The 25271-nt window shown below is 60.8% G+C and carries 31 protein-coding genes; 7 read left to right on the forward strand and 24 right to left on the reverse strand.

The window, feature by feature from the left end; genetic code table 11:
* Positions 1–40 precede the first annotated feature (40 nt).
* From truA to secY, 12 genes are all read right to left on the reverse strand, one after another.
* The gene (truA, locus tag AK829_RS07830; protein WP_232305705.1) at positions 41–898 is read right to left on the reverse strand and encodes a tRNA pseudouridine(38-40) synthase TruA; all 858 of its coding nucleotides are present in this window, start codon (positions 896–898) and stop codon (positions 41–43) included.
* Positions 886–1863 (reverse strand): nucleoside hydrolase, encoded by a 978-nt coding sequence (locus tag AK829_RS07835; RefSeq protein WP_052205351.1) that lies wholly within the window; start codon positions 1861–1863, stop codon positions 886–888. The genes truA and AK829_RS07835 overlap by 13 nt, the downstream gene beginning before the upstream one ends.
* Positions 1864–1955: 92 nt before the next feature.
* Positions 1956–2453 carry a 50S ribosomal protein L17 gene (rplQ, locus tag AK829_RS07840; RefSeq protein WP_052205352.1) on the reverse strand — a complete coding sequence of 166 codons (498 nt, stop codon included), beginning with the start codon at positions 2451–2453 and terminating at the stop codon, positions 1956–1958.
* 65 nt (positions 2454–2518) lie between these two features.
* Positions 2519–3532, reverse strand: a complete 1014-nt coding sequence (locus tag AK829_RS07845; protein ID WP_052205353.1) for a DNA-directed RNA polymerase subunit alpha — start codon at positions 3530–3532, stop codon at positions 2519–2521.
* Between the two features lie 84 nt (positions 3533–3616).
* Entirely contained in the window at positions 3617–4222 is a 606-nt protein-coding gene (rpsD, locus tag AK829_RS07850; protein ID WP_052205354.1) for a 30S ribosomal protein S4, read from the reverse strand.
* Between the two features lie 26 nt (positions 4223–4248).
* A complete protein-coding gene (rpsK, locus tag AK829_RS07855) occupies positions 4249–4650 on the reverse strand; it encodes a 30S ribosomal protein S11 (protein WP_052205355.1) in 402 nt (133 codons plus the stop codon).
* A gap of 3 nt (positions 4651–4653) precedes the next feature.
* Positions 4654–5022: a 30S ribosomal protein S13 gene (gene rpsM / locus AK829_RS07860; RefSeq protein WP_052205356.1), complete on the reverse strand. Its 369-nt coding sequence runs from the start codon at positions 5020–5022 to the stop codon at positions 4654–4656.
* Between the two features lie 202 nt (positions 5023–5224).
* Complete coding sequence (gene infA / locus AK829_RS07865) at positions 5225–5443, reverse strand: translation initiation factor IF-1 (protein ID WP_052205357.1); 219 nt, start codon at positions 5441–5443, stop codon at positions 5225–5227.
* Positions 5444–5573: 130 nt separating this feature from the next.
* Positions 5574–6350, reverse strand: a complete 777-nt coding sequence (locus AK829_RS07870) for a L,D-transpeptidase (RefSeq protein WP_052205358.1) — start codon at positions 6348–6350, stop codon at positions 5574–5576.
* Between the two features lie 17 nt (positions 6351–6367).
* Entirely contained in the window at positions 6368–7159 is a 792-nt protein-coding gene (gene map / locus AK829_RS07875) for a type I methionyl aminopeptidase (protein ID WP_052205359.1), read from the reverse strand.
* Positions 7160–7244: 85 nt separating this feature from the next.
* Complete coding sequence (locus tag AK829_RS07880; protein WP_052205360.1) at positions 7245–7790, reverse strand: adenylate kinase; 546 nt, start codon at positions 7788–7790, stop codon at positions 7245–7247.
* Entirely contained in the window at positions 7790–9118 is a 1329-nt protein-coding gene (secY, locus tag AK829_RS07885; protein WP_052205361.1) for a preprotein translocase subunit SecY, read from the reverse strand. The genes AK829_RS07880 and secY overlap by 1 nt, the downstream gene beginning before the upstream one ends.
* 327 nt (positions 9119–9445) lie before the next feature.
* Between secY and AK829_RS07890 the strand changes: the two genes are divergently transcribed.
* From AK829_RS07890 to AK829_RS07905, 4 genes are read left to right on the forward strand one after another with little or no spacing between them, the layout of a single operon-like run.
* Complete coding sequence (locus AK829_RS07890) at positions 9446–11941, forward strand: DMSO/selenate family reductase complex A subunit (protein WP_083439798.1); 2496 nt, start codon at positions 9446–9448, stop codon at positions 11939–11941.
* A 33-nt stretch (positions 11942–11974) separates the two neighbouring features.
* Complete coding sequence (locus tag AK829_RS07895; protein WP_052205363.1) at positions 11975–12649, forward strand: DMSO/selenate family reductase complex B subunit; 675 nt, start codon at positions 11975–11977, stop codon at positions 12647–12649.
* A gap of 4 nt (positions 12650–12653) precedes the next feature.
* Entirely contained in the window at positions 12654–13595 is a 942-nt protein-coding gene (locus AK829_RS07900; RefSeq protein ID WP_052205364.1) for a dimethyl sulfoxide reductase anchor subunit family protein, read from the forward strand.
* Between the two features lies 1 nt (position 13596).
* On the forward strand, positions 13597–14256 hold the full coding sequence (locus AK829_RS07905) for a TorD/DmsD family molecular chaperone (protein WP_052205365.1): 660 nt from the start codon (positions 13597–13599) through the stop codon (positions 14254–14256).
* 142 nt (positions 14257–14398) lie between these two features.
* Here the strand turns inward: AK829_RS07905 and rplO are convergent, their stop codons facing one another.
* From rplO to AK829_RS07940, 7 genes are all read right to left on the reverse strand, one after another.
* Positions 14399–14884, reverse strand: a complete 486-nt coding sequence (rplO, locus tag AK829_RS07910) for a 50S ribosomal protein L15 (protein WP_052205366.1) — start codon at positions 14882–14884, stop codon at positions 14399–14401.
* A 7-nt stretch (positions 14885–14891) separates the two neighbouring features.
* Positions 14892–15077 carry a 50S ribosomal protein L30 gene (rpmD, locus tag AK829_RS07915; RefSeq protein WP_019249595.1) on the reverse strand — a complete coding sequence of 62 codons (186 nt, stop codon included), beginning with the start codon at positions 15075–15077 and terminating at the stop codon, positions 14892–14894.
* A 5-nt stretch (positions 15078–15082) separates the two neighbouring features.
* A complete protein-coding gene (gene rpsE / locus AK829_RS07920) occupies positions 15083–15712 on the reverse strand; it encodes a 30S ribosomal protein S5 (protein ID WP_052205367.1) in 630 nt (209 codons plus the stop codon).
* Positions 15713–15752: 40 nt separating this feature from the next.
* Entirely contained in the window at positions 15753–16157 is a 405-nt protein-coding gene (gene rplR / locus AK829_RS07925) for a 50S ribosomal protein L18 (RefSeq protein ID WP_052205368.1), read from the reverse strand.
* A 2-nt stretch (positions 16158–16159) separates the two neighbouring features.
* A complete protein-coding gene (gene rplF / locus AK829_RS07930) occupies positions 16160–16696 on the reverse strand; it encodes a 50S ribosomal protein L6 (protein WP_052205369.1) in 537 nt (178 codons plus the stop codon).
* 18 nt (positions 16697–16714) lie between these two features.
* Positions 16715–17113 carry a 30S ribosomal protein S8 gene (gene rpsH, locus AK829_RS07935; RefSeq protein ID WP_052205370.1) on the reverse strand — a complete coding sequence of 133 codons (399 nt, stop codon included), beginning with the start codon at positions 17111–17113 and terminating at the stop codon, positions 16715–16717.
* Between the two features lie 286 nt (positions 17114–17399).
* A complete protein-coding gene (locus AK829_RS07940; protein ID WP_052205371.1) occupies positions 17400–18116 on the reverse strand; it encodes a DUF2786 domain-containing protein in 717 nt (238 codons plus the stop codon).
* A 201-nt stretch (positions 18117–18317) separates the two neighbouring features.
* On the opposite strand from AK829_RS07940, the gene AK829_RS07945 reads away from it, so the two are divergent.
* Together AK829_RS07945 and fdhD are read left to right on the forward strand one after the other, a co-directional pair.
* Positions 18318–18587, forward strand: a complete 270-nt coding sequence (locus AK829_RS07945; RefSeq protein ID WP_052205372.1) for a DUF6457 domain-containing protein — start codon at positions 18318–18320, stop codon at positions 18585–18587.
* 3 nt (positions 18588–18590) lie between these two features.
* Positions 18591–19418: a formate dehydrogenase accessory sulfurtransferase FdhD gene (gene fdhD, locus AK829_RS07950; RefSeq protein WP_052205373.1), complete on the forward strand. Its 828-nt coding sequence runs from the start codon at positions 18591–18593 to the stop codon at positions 19416–19418.
* Here the strand turns inward: fdhD and AK829_RS07955 are convergent.
* From AK829_RS07955 to rplN, 5 genes are all read right to left on the reverse strand, one after another.
* Positions 19397–20992, reverse strand: a complete 1596-nt coding sequence (locus tag AK829_RS07955) for an HNH endonuclease signature motif containing protein (RefSeq protein ID WP_052205374.1) — start codon at positions 20990–20992, stop codon at positions 19397–19399. The two genes, fdhD and AK829_RS07955, sit on opposite strands and share 22 nt — an antisense overlap.
* A 268-nt stretch (positions 20993–21260) precedes the next feature.
* Positions 21261–22790, reverse strand: a complete 1530-nt coding sequence (locus tag AK829_RS07960) for an L-lactate MFS transporter (protein ID WP_052205375.1) — start codon at positions 22788–22790, stop codon at positions 21261–21263.
* Between the two features lie 126 nt (positions 22791–22916).
* Positions 22917–23495 (reverse strand): 50S ribosomal protein L5, encoded by a 579-nt coding sequence (rplE, locus tag AK829_RS07965; protein ID WP_052205376.1) that lies wholly within the window; start codon positions 23493–23495, stop codon positions 22917–22919.
* 1 nt (position 23496) lies between these two features.
* Positions 23497–23811, reverse strand: a complete 315-nt coding sequence (gene rplX, locus AK829_RS07970) for a 50S ribosomal protein L24 (RefSeq protein ID WP_052205377.1) — start codon at positions 23809–23811, stop codon at positions 23497–23499.
* Positions 23812–23814: 3 nt separating this feature from the next.
* Positions 23815–24183, reverse strand: a complete 369-nt coding sequence (gene rplN / locus AK829_RS07975; RefSeq protein ID WP_052205378.1) for a 50S ribosomal protein L14 — start codon at positions 24181–24183, stop codon at positions 23815–23817.
* A gap of 286 nt (positions 24184–24469) precedes the next feature.
* Here rplN and AK829_RS07980 point away from each other — a divergent pair, with 286 nt between their 5' ends.
* A complete protein-coding gene (locus tag AK829_RS07980; protein ID WP_052205379.1) occupies positions 24470–25261 on the forward strand; it encodes a formate/nitrite transporter family protein in 792 nt (263 codons plus the stop codon).
* Positions 25262–25271 lie beyond the last annotated feature (10 nt).

The raw sequence follows: 25271 nt of genomic DNA on the forward strand, positions 1-25271 counted from the left end.
TAGCCCGGCAGGGTGAGAGATAAGTACGCAAGCATTCTAGCTACAAGCTCCGCTTATCCCGCGTCACCGCCACCCGCGCGGCCAAATCCTCCTCCCGCGGGTACGTCACCCCAGTCAGCGTCAGCCCCTTCGCCGGCGCCAGCTGCACCTGCGGATCACGCGCCGACTTGCCCAACAACTCAAGCGCCCACGCCAAATCCTTGCGGCCATCGGCCACCATCAGACATGTCGCTGTCAGGGCGCGCACCATGTTCCAGCAAAACGCATCCGCCTGGATCCGTGCCTCGTACAGCTCCGGCTCCGCCTCTGTAGACACATCGTGCCAGGTAAAGGACTGCACGTGCCGAATCGTCGTCGCATGCTCACGCGGCCTGCAGAACGCCGCGAAGTCATGCAACCCCACCAGCACGTCCGCGACCTCCTGGGCGCGCTTGATATCCACCGGCTTGCCCCACACCGCCGTGTCACGCACTCGCGTCGGCAACGCCCCCGCCGGGTGCGTGGTCACCCGGTACGTGTAGGAGCGGGTGAGGGCGGCAAAGCGGGCGTCGAAAAGCATGGGCACCTCGCGCACCGCAAGCACCCTGATGTCAGCCGGGAGCAATTTTGCTAATCGACGCACCAACGCCCCCACCTCCCCCAACGACCGCTGCGCCAGCGACGCTGTCGGAATATCAGCATGTGCAACTTGCGCGCTCGCGTGCACGCCAGCATCCGTGCGCCCCGCAACAGTAAGCGTAATCGGGGCGCGCAGAACCAAACTCAGCGCATCCTCAATCGTGGCCTGCACCGTGCGAGTGCCCTCCGTCTGGCGGGCCCACCCGTGAAAATCTGTGCCGTCATAGGCGATATCCAGACGGATCCGCAGCGTCTCCTGCTCCACAGCTATGCAATCCACGTTTCTTTATCCGGAGTGGTCTGCGTTTGCAGCAGATCATCCAAGATGGCAAAAAACGCGTCCTTATCGAACTTCTCAATCACCTCAGCATTCGGCTGGAAGTTGTCGAACTTGTCCCAACCCATCGCCGAATAGCCACGAGTCAGCTCAGACGCCGTCTCCACATCCACCCGGTACGGCGAGCTCTTGGTAACCAGCTCCGGGTACAGCAAGGCTGCCAACGTAGCCGAATCCGGGTGCGTCGAACCATCCACACCCACCGACTCGTTGAAATCCAACGTGGTGTCACATACAGCCTTGAAAAAGTCCGAAATGGGGGTGCCAAACGCACAACGCTTGTCATACTCCGCACGCGTAATGGTGGCATCCACCAACGTCACCGGATCCCACGGCAACACCACAATGCGCTCAAAGCCAGCAGTGAACACAATCTGGGCAGCCTCCGGGTCCACATAGAAATTGAACTCCGCAGAAGGCGTAATATTGCCGCGCCCGTTGTTCGAACCACCCATGATGTAAAGGCTCTTGACGTTCTTCACAAACTGGCGGTCCTTCACAATCGCCGCAGCAATATTGGTCAGCGGGCCAATCGCCACCACGGAAACTTCACCCGGGCGCTCAGCCGTGAGGCGCAACAGCGCATCCACTGCGTGCTCATCCTCCGCCGTTGCCGCATCAAAATCCATGGTCAGCCCACCCGAGCCATCACCATGCACGTTCTCCGCCGACGCCCACGGGCGCAACATCGGCTGCGAACAGCCCGTAAAGATCGGGATCTGCCCAAGCTTGCCCATCACGTTCAGCGTTAGCTGCGCGTTCTGAATCTGACGCTCAAAACCAACGTTGCCAGCAACCATGGTGATGCCAAGCATCTCAGCGCGCTCGCTCATTGCCCCAAGCAGGATGGCAACGCAATCATCCTGCGCAGTATCAGTATCAAGAATGAAAGGGATCTTCTCAGCCATGGCAACTACTGTAACTGGCAAAAGAAAACCGGCACTCAGGGCCTTTCGACCCTACGTGCCGGTTGTTCAAAGCCTTCAAGGCTCGGTGCAGATTACTTCTGCTCCTCAGCAGCCTCCTCGGCAGCTTCCTCGGTTGCCTCAGCCTTCTCTGCTTCTGCCTTCTCAGCCTTCTCGGCCTCAGCCTGGCGGGAAGCAGCAGCGCGGGCGGTGCGGGACGCCTCGTTAGAGACGGTCTCCTCCGTCACCAGGGAGATGTGTACCATCGGCGCATTGTCGCCAGCACGGTTCTCCAGCTTGATGGTGCGGGTGTAGCCGCCCTCGCGGCCGTCGAAAAGCGGAGCAAGGTCGTTGAACAGGTGTGCAACGATATCCTTGTTCGGCAGCTCAGCAGCAACAGCGCGGCGGTCAGCCAGCGTGCCACGCTTCGCCTTGGTGATCAGCTTCTCAGCGTAAGGGCGAAGCATCTTCGCCTTAGCCTCAGTGGTCTTGATAGCACCGTGCTCGAACAGGGACTGAGCCAGGTTAGCCAGAATGTGGTTCTGGTGCTTGGCGGACCCTCCGAGACGGGCACCCTTCTTAGGGGTAGGCATGTTCGTACTCCTCGTGTGCGGTTATGTGAGCGCTAGCTCAAAGAATGTTCTTTCTACTCTGTTGCCTACTCAGCGTCGTCCGCGCTGGTATCAACGTAGTCGCCGGTCTCGGCGTCATAGCCCTCGATCTGGGTCGGATCGAAATCTTCCGGAGCGTCCTTCAACGTCAGACCCAAGCTAGCCAGCTTGATCTTCACCTCATTGATGGACTTCTGGCCAAAGTTGCGGATGTCCAACAGGTCGGACTCCGTGTACTCAGCCAGCTCGCCAACGGTGGAGATCTCCTGTCGCTTCAGGCAGTTGTAGGAACGCACGGAGAAGTTCAGGTCCTCAATCGGCATGTTGTAGGCAGCGATGAACTCCGTCTCCTGCGGGGACGGGCCAATCTCGATGCCCTCAGCCATGGTGTTCAGCTCACGTGCCAGGCCGAACAGCTCCACCAGGGTGGAACCTGCGGAAGCCAAAGCATCGCGCGCGGACATGGAGTTCTTCGTCTCCACGTCAATGATGAGCTTGTCAAAGTCGGTGCGCTGCTCAACACGGGTTGCCTCAACCTTGTAGGCAACACGGGTCACCGGCGAGTAAATCTGGTCGACCGGAATGCGGCCAACCTCGCCACCGGAGTTGGGCATAGCCGGGACGTAGCCACGGCCGCGCTCCACAACAAGCTCCATCTCAAGGCGTGCGCCCTCATTCAGCGACGCAATGTGCAGATCCGGGTTGTGGATCTCAACGCCAGCCGGTGGCTCGATGGAGCCAGCGGTGACGGTGCCCGGGCCCTCGACGTTCAGGTACATAACAACCGGCTCATCAGAGTCGGAGGAAAGCACCATGTCTTTCACGTTGAGGACGATCTCGGAGACATTCTCCTTGATGCCGTTGATCGTGGTGAACTCATGGAGCACACCGTCGATCTTGATGGAGGTCACGGCCGCGCCCGGGATGGACGACAGCAGCGTGCGGCGCAGGGAGTTACCAAGGGTGTAACCGAAACCAGGCTCGAGCGGCTCAATGATGAACTTCGAGCGGTTGGTGTCGATGTATTCCTCAGTCAGTTGCGGGCGCTGAGAGATGAGCATGAACTTCTCCTTATTCGGCAACCACTATCTGATGCCGGTAGGAACGGATAGATATTTCAAGCGCTATGGACGCTAAGAAATCGACTACTTCGAGTAGAGCTCGACGATGAGCTGCTCCTGCAGCGGAACGTCGATCTGAGCGCGCTCGGGCAGCTGGTGCACGAGGATGCGCAGGGTGTCCGGGACGACCTGCAGCCAGGCCGGAACGACGGAGTCAAGCAGGTTGTCCTGGGCCTCTTCGAACCACAGCATCGAGCGGGACTTGTCGCGCACGTCGATGATGTCGTACTGGGTGACCTTGAAGGACGGAACGTCAATCGCCTTGCCGTTCACGGTGAAGTGACCGTGGGAGACAAGCTGGCGAGCCTGGCGGCGGGTGCGAGCCAGACCAGCACGGTAGATGACGTTGTCCAGGCGGGACTCCAGGAGCACCAGCAGGTTGTCACCGGTCTTACCCGGGAGGCGGTTGGCCTCCTCGTAGTAGCGGCGGAACTGCTTCTCCATCACGCCGTAGGTGAAGCGAGCCTTCTGCTTCTCCTGCAGCTGGAGCAGGTACTCAGATTCCTTGATGCGGGCGCGGCCAGCCTGCCCCGGAGGGTACGGGCGACGCTCGAAGGACATGTCGCCGCCGACCAGGTCGACGCGGAGGCGACGGGACTTACGGGTAGCAGGGCCGGTATAACGAGCCATGTTCTCTTACCTCTTTCCTTTCAGCCTTAAACGCGACGACGCTTCGCCGGACGGCAACCGTTGAACGGCTGCGGCGTCACGTCGGAGATCGACGACACCTCCAGGCCAGCGGCCTGCAGGGAACGGATAGCGGTCTCGCGGCCGGAGCCCGGACCCTTAACAAAAACGTCAACCTTCTTCATGCCGTGCTCCATTGCCTTGCGGGCAGCGTTCTCGGCAGCCATCTGCGCAGCGAACGGCGTGGACTTACGGGAGCCCTTGAAGCCGACGTGGCCGGAAGAGGCCCAGGAGATGACAGCACCGGTCTCGTCCGTGATGGACACAATGGTGTTGTTGAAGGTGGACTTGATGTACGCGTGGCCAGCGGCCACGTTCTTCTTTACGACGCGACGTCCACGACGCGCGCCAGCACGAGTCTTCGGTGGCATGTTTTACTTCTTCTTTCCTGCGATGGTCTTCTTCGGGCCCTTGCGGGTACGCGCATTGGTCTTGGTGCGCTGGCCGCGAACCGGGAGGCCACGGCGGTGGCGCAGACCCTGGTAGGAGCCGATTTCAATCTTGCGGCGGATATCCGCCTGCACCTCACGACGCAGGTCACCCTCAACGGTGTAGGAGGACTCAATTGCGTCACGCAGTGCTGCAAGCTGATCGTCGCTCAGGTTGTCAGTGCGCAGGTCAGGAGAAACGCCCGTCTTCTCGAGCAGTTCCTTGGCACGGGCCGGGCCGATGCCGTAGATGTAGGTCAGTGCGATCTCCATGCGCTTGTTACGCGGCAGATCAACACCTGCAAGACGTGCCATATCGGGTCACGTTCCTTTCGGGTTGTTACGGTGGTTTTCTCCCTATCCGTCCGCGCCAAGCAACGCTTTGTCCGGGCCGTGCCGGAGAGTGGGTTGTGGTTTCGCGCGGCTTCAGCCACCGTGGCCGAAGGTAAACGAGGCCTCGCCGTCAAACTCACCGAGTTTCACGGAAAGCGCCCCTGGATAAGGAGGCGAAAAGTGCTTACTTGTAGCGGTAGGTGATACGCCCGCGCTCCAAGTCATACGGGGAAAGCTCCACGATGACCCGGTCCTCAGGGAGGATGCGGATGTAGTGCTGGCGCATCTTGCCACTGATGTGGGCGAGAACTTCGTGCCCGTTGTCCAACTCGACACGGAACATTGCATTCTTCAAGGGCTCAACAATGCGGCCCTCAACCTCGATTGCGCCTTCTTTTGCCATACACTCCACTTCCTAACGCACCTGGGTTTTCCCAGGTACTGGACGTATTTTCCGGATTGCTACATGACGTGTTGCCACGCCAAAGGACAACTATAGTGCCTCACCTGGGAAAAGCGCAAAAAGTGGCAGCCTAGTAGATGAAGACCTTGTCCCCCAGCTGCAGATCGTTGAAGTACTTCTGCGCATCCTTCTGGTACATGCGCACGCAGCCGTGGGACAGGATGCTCGGGTCACCCTGGTGGAACGCGTGGCCACGGTTGGTGAAGTACACCGCGTACGGCATCGGAGCATTGTTGAACAGGTAGGAAACCTCGTCCTTGACCTTGCGGTTGACGTAGAAGGTACCCTTCGGCGTTTCGTGGCCGGCACGGCCCGGGCCGACGTAGACGGAGCCGTAGTAGACCTCGCCGTTGTTCTGCAGCCAAGAGCGGCGGCCGGAGATGTCGACGCAGACCTTGGCGTCCTTCGGGCAGGGGCCGTAGTCAAACGCGGGCTTCGCTGGCGTGGGTGCCGGGGCGGGAGCCGGAGCAGGGGCTGGCGCAGGCTTCGGCGTGCGCTCCGCGATCAGGCCTGGGAAGAGGCTTTCCACGGTCTGGTCAATCTGCTTCTTGGCCTGCGCCGGGGCCTGCGCACCGAAGATTGCAAGCCCATCTGCCTGCTGGCGCAGGGAGTTACGCATGTTCCACGCAGCATCGCGCGTCGCCTGGTCATTGCTAGAGCCGAGCGAGGAGTACTGGGACTGTACCTGGCTGTAGAAGTCCTGTGGCGCGGGCTGCGCCTGGGCAACGCCTGCGGGCTGCGCGATCAAGGTTGCGGCAATGCCAACGCTTGCGGCGAGCGCGGCTACGCGACGCTTCATCGTTGCCTTCATCGGAGACGCCTTGCCGTGGCGGGTAGAGGTAAACATGCGCAAAAGTATATCCCTTAAAACCGTGGAGTGAGGATGCGCGGCCCATGTTTTGTCGCCGCAACCGTGTGCTCCCAATGCGCTGCGGGCGAGCCGTCGGCGGTGACCACAGTCCAGTCGTCGTCAAGCACATCGGAATCAATTTCCCCGCCGAGAATCAGCATCGGCTCAATAGCCAGCACGGATCCCTCCTGGATGCGCGGGCCGCGGTTCGGCTTGCCCTCGTTGGCCAGAAACGGCTCCTCGTGCATCGCACGCCCAATGCCGTGGCCGCCGTAGCCGTCGAGGATGCCAAGCTCGACGCCGAACTTTTGCTCGGCGCGCCGCGTCGCCACCTCGAGCGCGTGCGAGACATCCGTCAGGCGGCTGCCCGGCACCATCGCCTTCATCCCCTCAGCGAGTACCCATTCGGTCGCGCGGTTCAGCGCATCCACCTCGGGCGCAAGCTCGCCCACCCCAAAGGACCAGGCGGAATCCCCCACCCAGCCGTTGAAGGTCGCGCCGCAATCCACCGACACCAGGTCTCCCTCTTTGAGCACCTTGCTTGCCGACGGTATGCCGTGCACCACAACCTCGTTCACCGAGGCACAAATCGAGCCCGGAAAGCCCTGATAGCCCAAAAACGTCGGGATCGCGCCGTGGTCACGGATCACGGTTTCCGCAACGGTGTCAAGATCAAGCGTGGTTGCACCAGGCTTCGCCGCGGCGCGTACCTCCTGCAGCGCAATACCTACAATGCGGCCAGCGGCCTCCATTGCGTCAAGTTCTTCTGCCGTCTTAGCGGCAATGCTGCGTCGTCTGAATGCCATGGGGTTCTCCGGGGGTTCGTTGAAACGTCGATAAGCAAAAAGCGAAAGGCCGGTGAAACCACCGGCCTTGTATAACGCTGTCGGGCTACTTGCCCAGCGCCTGCATTGCGCGGGCGTTGATTTCGTCCACATCGCCGACTGCGTCGATGGAGATGATGTCCTCGTCGTAGTGATCAATCAGCGGGGAGGTCTCATCACGGTAGACGCCGAGGCGGGTGCGGATGGTCTCCTCATTGTCGTCGGCGCGGCCGCGGGCCAGCATGCGCTCAACCACCACGTCCTCATCAACAACGAAGTTGAGTACACCGTCGAGCTTCTCGCCCTTCTTAGCCAGCAGGTCGGTGAGGATGTCGGCCTGCTCCACCGTGCGTGGGAACCCATCGAGCAGGAAGCCGTCCTTGGCATCGTCCTGGCTCAGGCGGTCCTCCACCATGCGTGCGGTGACATCCGTCGGCACAAGCTTGCCGGCGTCGATGTAGCTCTTGGCCTCAACACCCAGCGGGGTGCCCTCACCAATGTTGGCGCGGAACAGGTCACCCGTGGAGATGTGCGGGACGCCGAGCTTTTCGGACAGGATGGCTGCCTGGGTGCCCTTGCCAGCACCGGGAGGGCCGAGGAGAACGAGACGCATTATCGCAGAAGTCCTTCGTAGTTAGATTGCAGAAGCTGGGATTCAATTTGCTTAACCGTGGTCAATGCCACGGACACCATAATAAGGATTGCGGTGCCGCCGAAGCCAGCCATGCCACCCGAACCGGAGCCAGCCACGCCGGCATCCATAGCAAGGTTCGGAAGCACAGCGATGCCCGCAAGGTAGATCGCGCCGACGAACAGCAGGCGATTCATAACAAAGCCGAGGTACTGCGCGGTTGCACGGCCCGGGCGGATACCCGGGATAAAGCCGCCGTACTTCTTCATGTTTTCAGCCTGCTCAACCGGGTCATACTGGATGGACACGTAGAAGTACGCGAAGAAGATGATCAGTACAACGTAGGTGATGATGTACTGCCAGGAACCGGGGTTCTGCAGCCACGACATGACGTTGTTCATCCACCAGTTATCCGGCTGTGCCGTCTGGTTCATGGTGACAATCTGGGTCAGCAGCACCGGCACGTACATCAGCGAGGAGGCAAAGATCACCGGGATAACGCCGGCCTGGTTCACCTTCAGCGGCAGGTAGGTTGACGACCCGCCGTACTGGCGGCGGCCCACCATACGCTTTGCGTACTGGACCGGGATGCGGCGCTGGCCCTGCTCGATGAAGATGATGCCAACAACCAGCAGGATCATGGCGCCGAGAACCAGGAAGAAGGTCAGCGGGCCGGACTGCTCCCAAATGGTCACGCCCTCGATCGGAATACGAGTGGCGATGCCGGCGAAGATGAGCAGCGACATACCGTTGCCCACGCCCTTCTCAGTGATGATCTCACCGAGCCACATGATCAGCACGGCACCCGCGGTCATGACGATGATCATCATGATCAGGGTCCAAGCGGTGCGATCCTCCACCAGCACGGGGATGCCGCTACCCAGAAGCTGCTCACGATCCGCAAGCGCCACGATGCCCGCAGACTGCAGCAGCGCAAGCGCCACGGTGAGGTAGCGCGTGTACTGCGTCATCTTCGCCTGGCCGGCCTGGCCTTCCTTCTTCAGTTCCTCGAACTTCGGAATAACCACGGTCAGCAGCTGCACGATAATAGACGCCGTGATGTACGGCATGATGCCGATGGCGAAGATAGACAGCTGCAGCAGCGCACCGCCAGAGAACAAGCCGATGATAGAGAACATCGACGCTTGGTCACCCTGCGAGATGTCCTGCAGACGCTGATTAATCAGTGCGTAATCAACACCCGGGGTGGGGATCTGCGCACCGAGACGGTACAGAAACATCAGGGCAAGCGTGATCAAGATCTTTTTACGCAGATCAGGATCTTTAAACGCCTGAGCAATAGCGGACACAAAGCCTCCTGGCTCCCGCCACCTTAAGCAGCAAGAGAATATGGACAGTATTCCAAATGGGCCGAATCACCTGCCGAAACGCAAGCCAAGGCCCACCCGTACATATTGGACCCCACCACTCTAGCAGCTCGGCCCCTAATTACTAAGTTCCCTCCCACCCACGCCCGACACTCCAGCCCCATGAGTTAACTGCGCCACACATGCGGAAAACTAGCCCACACCTACAGGTCATACCATATAATATATTGGCAACACTTAACTATTAGATCCACCGCACCTATTTACGCCTTCTGTCGAGAGGGCTATTAGGACACCGAAGGGACCACGATGGATTCACCAGCAATGGATTCGCCAGCCACTGCCCCACAACCACAAACCCGCGACATCACCCGCAGAAACTTCCTTCAATGGTCAGCACTGGCCGGTGGCGCAGCCACTGTCGCCGCCGCAACCGGCAGCTTCTTCCAGGGCATGCCAGGCATCGGCGCCACCCAGGCAGCCGAGGCGACAGGGGCTGCCGGCGCGTCTGGGGTGTTCTGGTCCGCCTGCACCGTCAACTGCGGATCCCGCTGCCCGCTTCGCCTCCAGGTTGAAGACGGCACGGTCACCCGAGTCCACGCCGACGACGCTGGCGATGATGAGATCGGCTCCCAGCAAATCCGCGCCTGCGTCCGCGGCCGCTCCATCCGCCACCGCATCTATAACCCAGACCGCTTAAAGACCCCGCTGAAGCGCAAGCCGGGCACCAAACGCGGCGACGGCGAGTGGGTCGAAATCTCCTGGGAGCAGGCCTTAGATGAGATTGCAGACAAGATGAAAGGCCTGCTTGCGCAATACGGCAACGAGTCGATCTACCTTGCCTACGGCACCGGCACGATCGGCGCCACCATTGCCCGGTCCTGGCCTCCTGTGGAAACCCCGTTTGCCCGCTTCATGAACCTGATCGGCGGCTACCTGAACCACTATGCCGACTACTCCACCGCCCAGATCACTGCCGCCTACCCGTACCACTACGGCTCCTGGGTCACGTCCAACTCTTTGGATGACGTGAAGAATTCCAAGCTGCAGGTCATGTTTGGCAACAACCCGCTTGAAACGCGCATGTCGGGTGGTGGTGAGACCTTTGTCACCCAACAGATCAAACGCAAGCACGGCGTGAAAACCATTGTTGTTGACCCGCGCTATTCCGAAACCGCCGTGGGGCTTGGTGATGAATGGGTCCCCATCCGTCCCGGCACGGACGCAGCGTTCATCGCGGGTATCGCCCACGTGCTGATCCAGGAAAGCCTGCATGATCAGGAGTTCCTTGACAAGTACTGCGTTGGCTTCGACGAAGCACACATGCCCGAAGGCGCACCAGCACATGCATCGTACCGCTCCTACATCGAGGGCAAGGGCCCCGATGGCATAGAGAAGACTCCCGAGTGGGCAGCCCGAGTGTGTGGCGTGCCCGCGCAGAAGATCCGACAGCTCGCCCGCGAGATGGCAGCCGCCAAGCCGACCGCGATCACTCAGGGCTGGGGCCCACAGCGCCACGCCAACGGCGAGAACCAAGCCCGCGCCGTATTCACGCTGGCGGCGATGCTGGGGCAGATTGGCATTCCGGGTGGCGGCACCGGCGCGCGCGAAGGCTCCGCCTCGCTGCCCATGACGTACCCGTTCAACACCCAGTACGAAAACCCCGTGGAAACTGCGATCTCCGTGGCGATGTGGACGCAGGCGGTGGACCACGGTGCGGAAATGACCGCCACCAAAGACGGCGTGCGCGGCAAAGACAAGCTCGACGTACCGATCAAGATGATCTGGAGCTACGCGGGCAACACCAACACCAACCAGCACGGAGACGTCAACCGCACCATCGAGCTGCTTCGGGATGATACGAAAGCGGAGCTGATCGTGGTCAGCGACATTCAGATGACCGTGTCCGCCCGCTACGCAGACTACGTGCTACCCGACTGCTCGACGGCGGAGCAGACCGACTTGATCCAGCAGGGCTCGGCCGGCAACCTGGAGTACACCATCCTCGCCTCCCAGGCCATCGACCCGCTGTATAACTGCCGCCCGATCTATGACGTGGTTGCGGACCTCGCCGACCGCTTCGGCGTGAAAGACAAGTTCACCGAGGGCCGCACCCAGGAGGAATGGGTGCGCTACACGCTAGATCAGTCCCGTAAAGAGATCCCGGAGCTGCCTTCGTATGAGGAGCTCAAGGAGCGTGGCGTGTGGCGTCGTGAAGGAAAATCGGTGATTGCCTTGGAGGACTTCCGCAAGGACCCGGAAGCCCACCCACTGGAAACCCCAAGTGGCAAGATCGAGATCTTTTCCTCCGAGCTGCACGAGATGGCCAAGGTGTGGGAGTTCGACGCCGCCGTGGTTGGCGACAAGCTCACCGCCCTTCCGGAGTACGTGGAAACGTGGGAGGGTGCGGAGGCTGCCGCCGCAAGCGACACGTACCCGCTGCAGGTGATCGGCCACCACACCAAGGGCCGCACCCACTCCTCCTACGCCAACGTGGACTGGCTGCGTGACGACGCCCACCCGCAAATCCTCTGGATCAACCCCATCGACGCGCAAGCACGCGGCATTCGCAACGACGACAACGTCTACGCCTACAACGACCGCGGCCGCATCCGCTCGATTGCCCGTGTCACGCCGCGCATCGCGCCCGGAGTCATCTCGGTGCCGCAAGGATCGTGGTTCAACCCGCAAGACGGCGGCGTTGACATCGGCGCATCCGTAAACACCCTGACCAGCTGGCACCCCTCCCCACTTGCCAAGGGCAACGCGCAACACACCGCGATCTGCCAGGTGGAGAAGGCCTAAGCGCCCCCGCTAGAGAAAAGGAATTGTTTCACAATGTCTGACAGAGCCCAAGACCTAGCCACGGACTCAGCCAAAGACAGGCTGAATCAGCGCCTCGGTTTCTACTTTGACCAAAGCCTGTGCAACGGGTGCAAGGCGTGCCAGATCGCGTGTAAGGACAAGCACGACACCCCGATCGGCGTGAACTGGCGGCGCGTGGTGGAGTACTCCGGCGGAGACTGGACCACAAACAGCACCGACGGCACCATAAGCACCAACACGTTTACCTATTACACCTCGGTGTCCTGCAACCACTGCGACAACCCGATCTGCACCCAGGTATGCCCCACCACTGCCATGCACGTGGGCGAGGACGGCGTGGTTGCCGTGGACCCAAAGAAGTGTGTGGGCTGCCGCTACTGCGAGTGGGCCTGCCCCTACTCCGCGCCGCAGTTCAACGTGGAGAAGGGCGTGATGACCAAGTGCGACCTGTGCGCCGACTACCGCTCCGAAGGCAAGGACCCCGCGTGTGTCGCGGCTTGCCCTTCGCGTGCGCTTGATTGGGGCCCGATTGACCAGCTGCGCGCTGAGCACGGCGACGCCGCCGACATCGCTCCCCTTCCCAACCCCGAGCTGACCAGGCCGCGCCTAACCATCACGCCGCACAAGGACGCGAAGCGGTGGGATGCCTACGACGCCGGCGAGATTGCCAACCACACGGAGGTATAGCGCGATGAACATGCACGAATGGCCGTTGACCTTCTTCACCACCTTCGGCCAGATGGCTGTCGGCGCGTTTGTGGTGCTCGGCGTGATCACCGTTGTTGGCGATGCGAAGTATTCGCGCAACGCTATCGACAGGATCTGCGTTCCGGCGCTCTACGCGATTGGCCCGATCATGATCGCGGGCTTCTGCCTGGCGTTTTTCCACCTTGGCAACCCGATGAACGCACTGAACGTGGTACGTAACATCGGCTCCTCGGGTCTCACGCAGGAGCTAGTAGCGGGCAGCGTGTTCGCATTGCTCGGTTTCCTGTTCGCGGCGTGCCAGTTCTTCGACGTGGGCTCCCTTGCTTTACGACGCACCCTCGCCGTCCTCACAGCCCTCGTCGGCCTTATCTTCATCGCCACCATGGCCCGGCTGTACATGCTGCCGACCGTGCCGGCATGGGATCACTGGACAACGCCAGCGGCGTTCTACCTCTCGGGCGCCGTCACTGGGTTGCTCGCGATCGCGGTGGCGTTGATTTCCTACAACTGGCTCGAAGATTCGGAGCTGATCAAGCGGCTGATACCGTCGGCCCGAAACGAGGACCAGACGCAAGAGCAAAAAGACGAGGTCTGGCGGCTTATCGACGACTGCCTGCGCTGGATCGGCATCGCACTTGTTGTCGTTGTTCCGCTGATCTTCCTAGTGATGGTGTTTAACTACTCGCGCCCCGAGGGCCCGAACCCCGCCGAGTTTGAGTTCAACACCACCGCGTTCGTGATCCGTATCGCGCTGTTGCTGATCGGCGCCTTCATCGTCGGCCTGCTGCTGGCCTTCAGCGGCACACGGGGCAGGCCCACCGCATCGGCGCTGTTCTGGATCATCCTCGCCTACGTTCTCGTGGTGGTGGCCGAGCTGGCCGGACGCTTCATGTTCTACGGCGCGATGGACAGGGTGGGGATTTAGCGTGGGTCTGCATTTGGATATAACTAATGATGATTTGGAAAATGACGCGGAACGCTTCCAGCGCCTAAGCATCGCAGCCGATATTGTTGGCCAGCTGTTTCTTGATGAGCCCTCCCCAGAGATGCTCACCGCACTCACCAACCCGGATTTGCTTCGGGATTGGCCCTTGCAGGACCCAGATTCCCTCGAAGCGCTAGCGCTGCTTGAGCAAGCAGCCGTCTCACCAGACACGGTTGAGGCGCTACAGCGCGACCACCTGTATCTGTTTATCGGCACAGGTGCGCCACTCGCGCAGCCATACGAGTCGCCATACTTTTCGCTGGATGGGCTGGTGTTGGACGGGGCGGCGTCGGAAGTCGAAGCCTTCTATGCAACGGTCGGGTTCCAGCCTGGTTCGAGCACCGGCGAGCTGGGCAACCTGCCACCTGACCACATTGGGTTCGAACTGCGCTGCGTCGCGCACATTGCGGCCCTTGTTGCTGCGGCTTCCAGCGTACGCGAGCGTGAACGCCTGGTAGCGCTGCTGCGCCACTTTGCCGTGGAGCATCCCGCCCGCTTTGCTGAGCAGGTGGTTGCCGGGGTTGCAGAGCACGCACGCACCGCCGTGTACCGGGCGCTGCCTGGGCTTACGCGGGGCGTGCTGCGCGCCGCAGTGGCATAGTTTTTCGGGGTTAAGTGGGTTAAGCGGCGAAGGTAAGTAGCAAAATTTAGTAGCAAAAAAGCCCGGCCAGCTAAAGCAATTGCTTCAGCCGCCGGGCTTATGTCTAGAGCTCATGTCTAGAGGCTAGCTAGATCTGTCTAGATTAGTCAGCCTTCTTCTCCGCGGAGCGCGGGCGGAAGTCTTCGGTGGTGGCGGAGCCGCCAGCAGCCTCGATCTTCTCAACCGCAGACTTGGAGAACTTGGTTGCGGTGACGTCCAACTTGACGTTGATGTCGCCGTTGCCCAGAACCTTCACCGGCTCCTTCGCGCGAACCAGGCCAGCAGCAACGATGTCTGCAATGGCGATCTGGCCGCCCTCCGGGAATGCCTTAGCCAGGTCAGCAACGTTGACAACCTGGAACTCGACACGGTTCGGGTTCTTGAAGCCCTTCAGCTTCGGCAGACGCATGTGAAGCGGCATCTGGCCACCCTCAAACGCTGCAGAAACCTGGTTGCGTGCCTTCGTGCCCTTGGTGCCGCGGCCGGCGGTCTTGCCGCCCTTGCCAGCTTCACCACGGCCGACGCGCTGCTTCGGCTTGTTTGCACCCTTTGCCGGGCGCAGATCATGGAGTTTAATGATGTCAGCCATGTGCTATCTACTCCCCTGCTACTTCTTCGACGGTGACCAGGTGGCGCACCTTCAGGATCTGGCCGCGGGTTGCAGCGTTGTCCTTCTTAACAACAGACTGGCCGATCTTGCGCAGACCCAGAGCCTCCAGGTTCTTGCGGGTAACCGGCTTCTCGCCCACCTTGCCGTGGTGCAACGTAATCTTCAGTGCCATTGCTCTTACGCCTCCTGACCTGCGCGAGCGCGCAGCATACGGGCCGGAGCGACGTCCTCGACAGACTTGCCGCGCTTCGCTGCAACCTCTTCAGGGCGCACGAGCTGCTTCAGGCCTGCAACGGTTGCCTGGACAACGTTCAAAGCGTTGTCGGAACCAAGGGACTTCGCCAGGATGTCCTGGACACCAGCGCACTCCAGCACCGGGCGGACAGCGCCACCGGCGATGACACCGGTACCCGGAGCAGCCGGGCGCAGCATCACGATGCCGGCAGCTTCTTCTGCCTGGACCGGGTGCGGGATGGTGCCGCCAATCATCGGGACGCGGAAGAAGTTCTTACGAGCCTCCTCAGCACCCTTCTGGATTGCAGCCGGAACTTCCTTCGCCTTGCCGTAGCCGACGCCGACCATGCCCTGGCCGTCGCCTACAACCACGAGCGCGGTGAAGGACATGTTGCGGCCACCCTTAACGGTCTTAGCCACACGGTTGATGGTGATGACGCGCTCAATGTACTTGTCGCGATCATCGTTCTGGTTGCGGCGGTCATCGCGGCGGCCGCGGCCACCACGCTCTCCGCGGTTGTTGTTCTGGTTGTCGGCGGAGCGCCCGCCGTCACGCCGTTCACGTTCGGCCATTACGCGATCCTTCCGTTGATGGTGATGATTGCAGTGATCATTAGAACTTCAGACCACCTTCACGAGCTGCTTCAGCCAGAGCCGCAACGCGGCCGTGGTACTTGTAGCCGCCACGGTCGAAGACGATGGTCTCGATGCCCGCAGCCTTGGCGCGCTCAGCGATGAGCTGGCCAACCTTGGCAGCCTTGTCCTTCTTGTCGCCCTCCAGGTTGCGCACGTCCGCCTCGATGGAGGATGCGGAAGCCAGGGTGTGGCCCGCAAGGTCGTCGATGACCTGGACGTGGATGTGGCGAGACGAGCGGTGCACAACGAGACGCGGGGTCTCCGGGGTGCCACGCAGGGTCTTGCGGATGCGGTAGTGGCGACGTGCGCGGGCCTCGCGGCGGCGGGACGAGATGTCCTTGCCCACCGGGGTGCGCTTGGTGTTCTCTGCAGTATTGCTCATGATTACTTACCCGTCTTTCCGACCTTGCGACGGACCTGCTCACCCTCGTAGCGGATGCCCTTACCCTTGTAAGGATCATCCTTGCGAAGGCGACGGATGTTCGCCGCGATCTGGCCAACCTGCTGCTTGTCAATGCCCTCGATGGAGAACTTGGTGTTGCCGTCCACTGCGAAGGAGACGCCTTCCGGAGCCTCGATCAGGATCGGGTGCGAGTAGCCGAGGGAGAACTCAAGGTCCTTACCCTTCTGCTGCACACGGTAGCCAACGCCAAAGATCTCCATGTTGATCTTGTAGCCCTCGGTCACGCCAACAACCAGGTTGTTCACCAGGGAGCGGGACAGACCGTGCAGAGCACGGTTGGTGCGGTGGTCATCCGGACGTGATACCACAATCTGATTGTCCTCGACGGAAGCGGTGATCGGCTCCGGCAGCTCCAGGCTCAGGGTGCCCTTCGGGCCCTTCACCTCAACAGCCTGACCGTCAATCTTCGCCTCAACGCCGTTCGGGATAGCGATGGGTTCTTTACCTACACGCGACATAAGTCTTCCAACCTCCCTTTACCAGACGTAAGCGAGGACTTCCCCGCCTACACCCTTCTCTTGTGCCTGGCGGTCAGTCAGCAGACCGTGGGACGTGGAGATGATAGCCACGCCCAGGCCACCGAGCACCTGCGGCAGGTCGTTGGACTTTGCGTACACGCGCAGACCCGGCTTGGACACGCGACGCAGGCCAGCGATGGCAGCCTCACGGGTCGGGCCGTACTTGAGGTTAAGGGTCAGCTTCTTGCCAACCTTCTCATCCTCAACCTTGTAGTCTTCGATGTAGCCTTCCTGCTTCAAGATCTCAGCAATGCTTGCCTTGATCTTGGAGGACGGCATAGCCACGGTGTCATGCTGAGCATGTGCGGCGTTGCGCACGCGGGACAGCATGTCCGCGATCGGATCAGTCATGGTCATAAGAGACCGGTTCCCTTTCTCGTTGCGGTTCCCTAACCCACCTGACCACGCAAGCGTGATCGCGTTTTCCGCGTGATCTGTCGGGGGCTACTTGACGCTCCCCACGCTCAATAACGTGAGGCGCTCGCCGCCACCCTTGCACGCGGTCCGCATTTCGGCGGGGGGCCTGCAACAAAGTTGGATGTGCAAAAATCTTTCCGGACATAAGTCCGTCGGAACAACTTACCCGACACCGACCCCCAAAACCAAATCCCACCAGCCGCTGTTCGCAGTAGTTGAAAGCTAACTAGAACGGCAGCGCCGGGCGGGACTGCACACGGGTTTGCCCAAGGTCGGTCAAGGCGCCCGCATCCATCCCCCGATAGTAAGCGTTGGCGTCATAAGTGCGGGTGCGGCGGCCGCTGCCAAAGACCAAACCATGCTCCTCGGCATAGCTATCGCGGGCGGCTTCGGCGGCCAGGTGGTCGTCCATAAGCACAAGCCCATAGCCCCCATCCTTGGCAGCCACCGTATCTTCCGCCTCAGCGAGGCGCTCCCCAATTTTTGTTGCAAAGCCGGTCATGAACGAGCGGCGGCGCACCACGACAGAGCCGCGGACCTCCTGCGAGGTGAGCCGTTTCGCGCCGGCGAACATCACCGGCACCAACAGGCTATAGAGCATGCCAACGCGCTCGATGTGGCGCTTGAGACCAAAGACAGTCACGTTTTCCGCACGCGTGGAGTTGGGAACTGACCTCATGAACCCGACGCAGTGCAGCGCCCCCGAGATGGCCAGCAGCAGGCGCGCCTGCATGTCACTGTACGGCCCAGAGATGACGAAGATTTTGTGGATCACCTCGTCCCCTTCATCGGGCGACGTCAAGTCGCGCTCATCAAAGCCGTAGGTGGCCATGAGCCGAAACGCTTTGGCGTAGAACGAATCCCCCTCCGGCGTCCCCTCCCTGTCTGCCGCCTGGTTCAGCAGCTTCTGCACCTTGTCCTTGATCTTGTCAATGTTTTGCATGGTTACCCCCTCTTTTATGTGTTTTGTCAGCTGCGGTTTCGCCGCAGTGGCTTTAGTTATATAGGGCGGCCCCCACACGGCCAAGGGCCCAAGCGCACAGCCTGTGGATACCGCCCGGCCTTCCCTGTGGATAACCAGCATTCGCGCTGGTCGGCTCGGTCGAGGCTTGCGGGGGGAGAAAACGGGTCTAGAGTCGGTCGCATGGCTGAAAAGGAATCGCTTCACACCACCCACGTTTGGCTGCACAACGTTGCTGAGGAGCTGGGCGCCAACCCGCAACTGGTCCAAGAGCTTGTCGGCGACATTTTGGATCTGACCGCCGCGGTGGCTCACAACGGGCCTTCGCGCCCCGCGGCACCGACTACGGCGTTCATCGTCGGCCTGGCAGCTGGCGCCAAGGGTGCGGATGCGCAGGAGATTCGCTCCCTCATCGAGCGCGTCGAAACCATGGTGGACAACTACAAGAAATAGCCTATGAGCAGGATTAATCACCGCTTCGCAGTTACCAAGGTCACCCGCAAGCCGGAAGGCGGGTTTGTCACCGACACCCGCGCCGACACCGTGACAGTCGAGGAACCGCTGGAGCTTCGCGCAGGTGGGGAGACCATCAACACCACCATGCGCACCCCCGGCCACGACATTGAGCTCGCCCACGGATGGCTGTACGCGGAGGGCCTGATTAAGCGCGCCGAGGATGTGATCACGGCACGCTACTGCGCCGGCTCACAAAACCCGGAGGGCACGAACACCTACAACCTGCTCGACATTGACCTTGCGCCAAGCGCGAAGCCGCTGACCCCGGACTTCATCCGCCTGACGCCCACCACCAGCGCCTGCGGGGTGTGCGGCACCCAGTCCATTTCGGAGCTTCTTCACCGCACGCACGCACCGATTCAGCCGATCAAACTAGACCCGGAGCTGGTCATGTCACTGCCCGATCGCCTGGCTGAGCACCAGCAGCAGTTCCGCAAAACCGGCGGCATCCATGCGGCAGGTGCCTTCGATCTTGAGGGCAACCCGATCGTGGTGCGCGAGGACATCGGCCGCCACAACGCCGCCGATAAGGTCATTGGGCACTTGCTGCTTAACGACGCCCTCCCGGCCCACAACCTCATCCTTGTCATGAGCTCACGCGCCTCCTTCGAACTCGTGCAGAAGGCAGCCATGGCGGGCTTTCCTGCCTTGGTGGCGGTCTCTGCAGCTTCGTCGCTAGCGGTTGAACTCGCGCGCGAGGCAAACATGGCGCTTGCCGGGTTCACCCGCGGTGACCGTTTCAATCTCTACGCCGGCGAGCTGGCGTAGTCCTGTTCCTCACCCCTAAATCCTGGTGAGCCGGGTGGTTCTGCAGCGTCACCCGAATCACCACTGCCACTGCCACTGTCACTGCCACTTACGTCGCTTCGGGCACGGTACTTTCGCCGAAGCTTGGCTGCGGAAGCCTGCTCCGCCCCGACTGAGGTGTTGAACTCAAGCGCACTACCAGCGTCTCGCCGCAACCCAACCCTGCCGGTTCCAGGTTCTGATTCCACGTGACTGGTGTTGTAACGGTTGTCTTGGTGGTCATTGTTGCGCCGGTGATGGTGTCTACACAGCGGTGCTAGGTTGCCTATGTCGGTGTTTCCGCCCCTGATCCAGGACGTGATGTGGTGCGCTTCGCTTTCGCTCAGCGGCACATTGCATCCCGCCCAGGCACACACCCCGTGAATAGCAAGCAGCGTGATGCGTTGTTCAATCGATGCCGTGCGGTGGGTGCGGTAGAGGTTTAGGGGGATGGACGTTGCGGCGTCGATAGTAAGGACAAAGTCCGGGGTGCCACCCATGCCCAGCCGAACTAGGTCGAAGGCCGAAAGCTCGATGCCGGTGTTGGTGTGGAACGTGGTGTGCGCGTCAGCGTTTGCAAGCTGGTCAAGCGTCACCGACACCACAACTGAGGCGCAACCACGGTCAGTGGCAGGCTTGTCGCAGTGTTCCACGTGCCTGAGCATCCGGGAGAACTGGTCGTATCGACGCTGCGTCGGCGTCCTGTAGTCCTCCACCTCTTCCGGCAGATTCGAGTTGGGTGCCAACCCTCGGTCCAGGTAGGCCTTGAACAGCGCCATGTCGCTTGCGGGCAGGACCATGCGGACGTCATAGTTACCGTCCGAGCGCTGCCGGCCAAACGTGACGGCGCGGTGCTCCATGCCCACGTTGGGGTTCAGCCCGCCACGGCGCGCACGACGGTTCTCACGATCAACCCACCCGCGGACCAAGCGACGCAGGTCCACGACGTCGCGGGAATCGGCCTCACGCAACGCATCATTGAGCAGGCGCAGTCGCTCCCCGAGCGCCTCTTTCACAAGCTCGTCGAGCTCCTGGCGAATCGCCTCCTGTTTGGCGGCGTTGATCTTCTCCGCGCGCCGACGCGCCTCCTTCTGCGCCTTGCGTGCGCGCTCACGCTCTTCCTGGCGCTGCCGCTCCTGCTCAGCCTCGCGAGCCTTGCGCTGCGCCTCAGCCTCAGCACCAGCATCAGCACCAGCATCAGCACCAGCGCCAGCACCAGCGCCACCGAAGAGATCCTCCTCCGGCAACACTGGCTCCCCAAACAGATCCCGGGCCCTGGCGAGGCGGTCGTACGCGTCCTTCGGGCTGCAGCCGAGGCGCTCCTTCAAATACGCAGTGGCATGCTTTGCGCCAACCAGGCGCCCGGCCTCATCACGCTCACAGATCGCAGCAAACGAGGCATCAATCAAACCCTTGGCCGCAATGAACCCTTCGAGGCGCTCCATGTCCTCGTGCACGTCCACAAACTGTACCTGGTCCGGATCGGCGAACATGTCGCGGATCTGCAGCATCGCAGCGCCGAGCGTTTCTACCAAACGCGTCAATTCTGATGCCATGTTCGCCCCCTTTCCGGAACTCTTGCTGGTGCGTTGTAAGCGTCGTTAAGAACTGTGCTTAGTACCTTAAAGACGGATCACACACACAAACCCCATTTTTCGGCCAGAAACTATCAAAGCCGCAGGTCGCCATCAAAACTACTGTGACCAACATCACATTTAGGCACCGAAACACAACCCCACCAGCCCCATCAGACCACTCTCGTTACATCTAAAAGCAAAGAAAAAGCGGCCCACACCAACGTGCGGACCGCTCAGAAGAAGCTACCTAGCCAATGAACATGCCAGACGCCTTCACAATGGTCTCCCACAGGCCGTAAAGCAGGGACGCACCAATGAACAGCGCGAGCACCATGGACACCGTTGCGTGGACGCCACCGGAGTAACCGTTAGCGTGACCGTCGCGCTCTGCCTCGGTCTCCGCATCCAGAACGGACTGGCGGTCAGCGTCAGCCTTAGCCTTGACCACTTCCGGATCCTCCATCCAGCGCTCAGCAACCGGGCGAACAAGCAGGTTTGCAATCAAACCAACAGCCAGCAGGCCACACATGATGAACAGGGACAGCTTGTACAGTTCCGGGCCCTCGTTGCCGCGAGCGGCCTGGGACTCCACAACCATGTTCACGATCAGCGGGCCAGCCACACCCGCTGCGGACCATGCAGTGAGCAGGCGGCCATGGATAGCGCCGACCTGGTAGACGCCGAAGAGGTCGCGCAGGTACGCCGGGATCGTTGCAAAGCCACCGCCGTAGAAGGACAGGATGATCAGCGCACAAATCACGAAGATGGCCAGGTTGGCTGCGCCTGCCGTAGCCAGTGCCAGATACAGCAGCAGGCCCAGGCCCAGGTACACCATGTAGATGTTCTTGCGGCCAATGATGTCAGACAGCGTGGACCACACGAAGCGGCCACCCATGTTGGTCAGGGAAAGCAGACCCACGAAGCCAGCTGCAGCGCCCGCGGTGATTGCTGGGAAGAAGTCCTGGATCATCGGCGCAGCGTTTTCCAGGATGCCAATGCCTGCGGTGATGTTGCAGAACAGGATCACCCACAGGCACCAGAACTGCGGGGTCTTGATTGCGTTAGCAGCAGAGACGTTGCCCGCGGTCTTCAGCGGGGACTTCTTTACCTTCGACGGGTCGAAGCCAGCCGGGGTCCAGTCCGGGTGCGGCAGGCGGATCGCGTACGCACCCAGGGCGATAACCACCAGGTAGAGAATGGCCAGGGTCAAAAACGTCGGCTGCAGGCCGGCTGCGCGGTTAGCAACCTCGGCGCCGCCGCCGAAGAACTCCATCATGCGGTTGGACACCGGCGACGCAATCAGCGCGCCACCGCCGAAGCCCATGATGGCAAGGCCCGTTGCCAGGCCCGGACGGTCCGGGAACCACTTCATCAGCGTGGACACCGGGGAGATATAGCCAATGCCCAAGCCGATACCGCCAATGAATCCGTAGCCCACATAAACAAGCCAGAGCTGGCCCGTCATAATGCCGATGGTGGCCACGAAGAAGCCAACCACCCACAAGGCGCCAGAGACTGCCATGGACGCGCGCGGTCCGACTCGCTCAACCCACGTGCCAAACAGGGCGGAAGAAATACCGAGCATCAAAATGGCAAGGGAGAAGATCCAACCAACGGCAACCTCACCCACGGTGAAGTGCTCCATCATCGGACGCTTGAACACGGAGAAGGCGTAGACCTGGCCAATGGACAGGTGGATAGCCAGCGCTGCCGGCGGGATCAGCCAGCGGTTAAACTCCTTTGGCGCGATGATTGCGCTGCGGGAAAAGAAAGACATAAGCAACCTTCTAAAGGTGACGGGGGCAACAATCTAGCCGTGATCGTAAACTACGCCACGAGCGTCGGCAAGCAAAAAGCCCCTCAACAGAGGGGCTCAAAGCTATAAGGAAAGCATGCGACAGGCTTATGCCTGCTGCATCTTGCCATCCTTGTCCACGAACGGGAAGCCGAGGTAGCGCAGCAGTGCGCGGCCTTCGTCGTCGTTCGTTGCGGTGGTCACCACAGTGATGTCCATGCCGCGGGTGCGATCGATCTTGTCAATGTCGATCTCGTAGAACATGGTCTGCTCGGACAGGCCGAAGGTGTAGTTACCGTTGCCGTCGAACTGCTTGTCATTCAGGCCACGGAAGTCACGAATACGCGGCAGAGCCACGGTCAGCAGACGGTCCAGGAACTCCCACATACGGTCGCCGCGCAGGGTGACCTTTGCGCCGATCGGCATGCCTTCACGGAGCTTGAAGTTCGCGATGGACTTCTTTGCGCGACGCAGCTGCGGCTTCTGGCCGGTGATTGCGGTCAGGTCCTCGAGTGCGCCGTTGATGACCTTGGAGTCACGTGCAGCGTCACCGACACCCATGTTGACCACGATCTTGGTCAGGCCCGGGATCTGCATGACGTTCTCGTAGGAGAACTCATCATTCAGCTTGGTGCGGATCTCGTCCTGGTAGCGGGTCTTCAGACGCGGAGTGTAGTTCTCGCTCATGCTAGATGTCCTTCCCGTTCGACTTGGCCACGCGGACCTTGGCGCCGTTCTCGTCGAAGCGGTAGCCAACGCGGGTCGGCTTGCCGTCAGAGTCGAGCAGCATCACGTTGGAAATGTGAATCGGGGCCTCCTGGGTAACAACGCCGCCGGACTCTGCGCCGCGCTCGTTGTAGGAGTTTGCCACGTGCTTCTTGATGCGGTTGACACCCTCAACAAGGACCTTGTCGCGCTGCGGGTAGGCCTCAATGACCTTGCCTTGTGCACCCTTGTCCTTGCCGGCGATGACCTGCACCATATCGCCCTTCTTGATCTTCATGGGTTAGATCACCTCCGGAGCGAGAGAAACAATCTTCATGAACTTCTTGTCGCGCAGCTCACGTGCCACCGGGCCGAAGATACGGGTACCGCGGGGCTCGGTGTCGTTCTTGATCAGAACTGCTGCGTTTTCATCGAAGGAGATGTAGGAGCCGTCCGGGCGACGGGTTTCCTTCTTTGCACGCACGACTACGGCGCGCACAACTTCGCCTTCCTTGACGTTGCCGCCAGGGGCTGCTTCCTTCACGGTGGCGACGATCGTGTCGCCGATGCCGGCGAAGCGCTTGACAGATCCGCCGAGTACGCGGATGCACAGGATTTCGCGTGCACCCGTGTTGTCGGCGACCTTCAGGCGCGATTCTTGCTGAATCACTATTGGTCTCCTGACCTGGGTCAATGTGCGCCAGATTTCCGTCCTGTACGCACGTGGTCAATGCTTTTTGGAGCCTGTTGCTTATCGACGAACCTCGTGCGCTCGTCCCTCGCACACGAGGAGAACGCAGTCTGGCCGAAGGGTCTCGGACGGATCCGACCAGCAATAGACAACTGGTGTATTCAACCACGTCCTGCCCTATTTCCCCAAATCGCGGGTTCGAGGGCGGAGCTGGACAATCCCGCCTAGGCACGCCTGGGCACGAAACTCTTGTAGATTAGCTTCGATGAGTTTCCACGTGTCAGCACCGCAGTCCATCGAGAAGAAGCTCGACTTGTTTACCCAGGAGCCGGCCCGCTTCGCTACGAGGGCCATGCTTGCTGGCGTGTTTCTGGGCATTATGACGGCATTCGCGGCAAACACCGCGACCACGATTGAATCGCTCGCGCCCGGCATGGGGCGGTATGCCTTCGCCTCGATCTTTGCATCCACCCTCTACATCATCGTGGTACTCCAGGGCGAGCTAGCCACCGGCGACATGATGTTTATGACTTACGGGGCAGTACACAGAAAAAACACGCTGCGCAAGGGGTTCGCCCTCGTATGCTTTGTCACCCTCTTCAACCTGATTGGCGGGGTGCTGGTTACCTCCATGATTGCCACAACAACGATCGGTGAGGCTGTGACCACGGACAGCTTCATTTATCAGCTGATGGTGTCCAAACTTGAAAAACCGAGCGGCAAACTCTTCATCGAGGCGATCTTGGCCAATATCGTGGTCAACATTGCGTTTATGCTCTCAGCCCAGGCGGGGAAGGATTTCACGGCCAAACTGCTTGGCGTGATCGTGATCATCCCGGCTTTCGCAGCCATGAGTTATGAGCACTCGATTGCCAACTTTGTGCTGACCTCTCTGACCGGTTTCGAGTTTGGCCCGTCTGCCATCCCCGGATACACATTGGACAACGTGCTGCGGCACTGGACCATTGTCTGGATTGGAAACTTCATCGGCGGTGGCCTCATCATGGGCGGCATCTATGGCTGGCTCAACCTGACCAAGACGGAGTACAAAGACTAGTTCCCCACGA

Source organism: Corynebacterium riegelii, from assembly GCF_001263755.1.
Classification (GTDB): domain Bacteria; phylum Actinomycetota; class Actinomycetes; order Mycobacteriales; family Mycobacteriaceae; genus Corynebacterium; species Corynebacterium riegelii.

Bases quoted from the DNA above. Each gene is read 5' to 3' on its own strand.
- AK829_RS07835 (WP_052205351.1), bottom strand. From the start codon at position 1,863: ATGGCTGAGAAGATCCCTTTCATTCTTGATACTGATACTGCGCAGGAT.
- rplQ (WP_052205352.1), bottom strand. From the start codon at position 2,453: ATGCCTACCCCTAAGAAGGGTGCCCGTCTCGGAGGGTCCGCCAAGCAC.
- AK829_RS07845 (WP_052205353.1), bottom strand. From the start codon at position 3,532: ATGCTCATCTCTCAGCGCCCGCAACTGACTGAGGAATACATCGACACC.
- rpsD (WP_052205354.1), bottom strand. From the start codon at position 4,222: ATGGCTCGTTATACCGGCCCTGCTACCCGTAAGTCCCGTCGCCTCCGC.
- rpsK (WP_052205355.1), bottom strand. From the start codon at position 4,650: ATGCCACCGAAGACTCGTGCTGGCGCGCGTCGTGGACGTCGCGTCGTA.
- rpsM (WP_052205356.1), bottom strand. From the start codon at position 5,022: ATGGCACGTCTTGCAGGTGTTGATCTGCCGCGTAACAAGCGCATGGAG.
- infA (WP_052205357.1), bottom strand. From the start codon at position 5,443: ATGGCAAAAGAAGGCGCAATCGAGGTTGAGGGCCGCATTGTTGAGCCC.
- AK829_RS07870 (WP_052205358.1), bottom strand. From the start codon at position 6,350: ATGTTTACCTCTACCCGCCACGGCAAGGCGTCTCCGATGAAGGCAACG.
- map (WP_052205359.1), bottom strand. From the start codon at position 7,159: ATGGCATTCAGACGACGCAGCATTGCCGCTAAGACGGCAGAAGAACTT.
- AK829_RS07880 (WP_052205360.1), bottom strand. From the start codon at position 7,790: ATGCGTCTCGTTCTCCTCGGCCCTCCCGGTGCTGGCAAGGGCACCCAG.
- AK829_RS07890 (WP_083439798.1), top strand. From the start codon at position 9,446: ATGGATTCACCAGCAATGGATTCGCCAGCCACTGCCCCACAACCACAA.
- AK829_RS07895 (WP_052205363.1), top strand. From the start codon at position 11,975: ATGTCTGACAGAGCCCAAGACCTAGCCACGGACTCAGCCAAAGACAGG.
- AK829_RS07900 (WP_052205364.1), top strand. From the start codon at position 12,654: ATGAACATGCACGAATGGCCGTTGACCTTCTTCACCACCTTCGGCCAG.
- rplO (WP_052205366.1), bottom strand. From the start codon at position 14,884: ATGGCTGACATCATTAAACTCCATGATCTGCGCCCGGCAAAGGGTGCA.
- rpmD (WP_019249595.1), bottom strand. From the start codon at position 15,077: ATGGCACTGAAGATTACGTTGCACCACGGCAAGGTGGGCGAGAAGCCG.
- rpsE (WP_052205367.1), bottom strand. From the start codon at position 15,712: ATGGCCGAACGTGAACGGCGTGACGGCGGGCGCTCCGCCGACAACCAG.
- rplR (WP_052205368.1), bottom strand. From the start codon at position 16,157: ATGAGCAATACTGCAGAGAACACCAAGCGCACCCCGGTGGGCAAGGAC.
- rplF (WP_052205369.1), bottom strand. From the start codon at position 16,696: ATGTCGCGTGTAGGTAAAGAACCCATCGCTATCCCGAACGGCGTTGAG.
- rpsH (WP_052205370.1), bottom strand. From the start codon at position 17,113: ATGACCATGACTGATCCGATCGCGGACATGCTGTCCCGCGTGCGCAAC.
- AK829_RS07940 (WP_052205371.1), bottom strand. From the start codon at position 18,116: ATGCAAAACATTGACAAGATCAAGGACAAGGTGCAGAAGCTGCTGAAC.
- AK829_RS07945 (WP_052205372.1), top strand. From the start codon at position 18,318: ATGGCTGAAAAGGAATCGCTTCACACCACCCACGTTTGGCTGCACAAC.
- fdhD (WP_052205373.1), top strand. From the start codon at position 18,591: ATGAGCAGGATTAATCACCGCTTCGCAGTTACCAAGGTCACCCGCAAG.
- AK829_RS07955 (WP_052205374.1), bottom strand. From the start codon at position 20,992: ATGGCATCAGAATTGACGCGTTTGGTAGAAACGCTCGGCGCTGCGATG.
- AK829_RS07960 (WP_052205375.1), bottom strand. From the start codon at position 22,790: ATGTCTTTCTTTTCCCGCAGCGCAATCATCGCGCCAAAGGAGTTTAAC.
- rplE (WP_052205376.1), bottom strand. From the start codon at position 23,495: ATGAGCGAGAACTACACTCCGCGTCTGAAGACCCGCTACCAGGACGAG.
- rplX (WP_052205377.1), bottom strand. From the start codon at position 23,811: ATGAAGATCAAGAAGGGCGATATGGTGCAGGTCATCGCCGGCAAGGAC.
- AK829_RS07980 (WP_052205379.1), top strand. From the start codon at position 24,470: ATGAGTTTCCACGTGTCAGCACCGCAGTCCATCGAGAAGAAGCTCGAC.